Raw genomic sequence first — 241 nt, forward strand, 5'->3', positions numbered from 1 at the left:
TGGACTCGGGAGTCTATGCCTACGCCAAAGCTGGCTTCGGCGAGTACATGGGGTTTTCCTCGGCATGGGGGTACTGGATCAGTGCCTGGATGGGCAATGTCGGCTACTTCGTGCTGCTGTTCAGCACTTTGGGCTACTTCTTCCCGATCTTCGGCGAAGGTAACACCCCCGCGGCCATCATCGCTGCATCGGTGCTGCTGTGGGCCGTGCATTTTCTGGTACTGCGCGGCATCAAGGAAGC

General features: G+C 58.9%; 1 protein-coding gene. It reads left to right on the forward strand.

Annotated features, from left to right (window positions below; genetic code table 11):
* The coding region (locus J5M56_RS26375) for an amino acid permease (RefSeq protein WP_207938234.1) at nucleotides 1–241 on the forward strand (241 nt) is incomplete at both ends.

The organism is Pseudomonas sp. 51_B, from assembly GCF_017491595.1.
Classification (GTDB): domain Bacteria; phylum Pseudomonadota; class Gammaproteobacteria; order Pseudomonadales; family Pseudomonadaceae; genus Aquipseudomonas; species Aquipseudomonas promysalinigenes.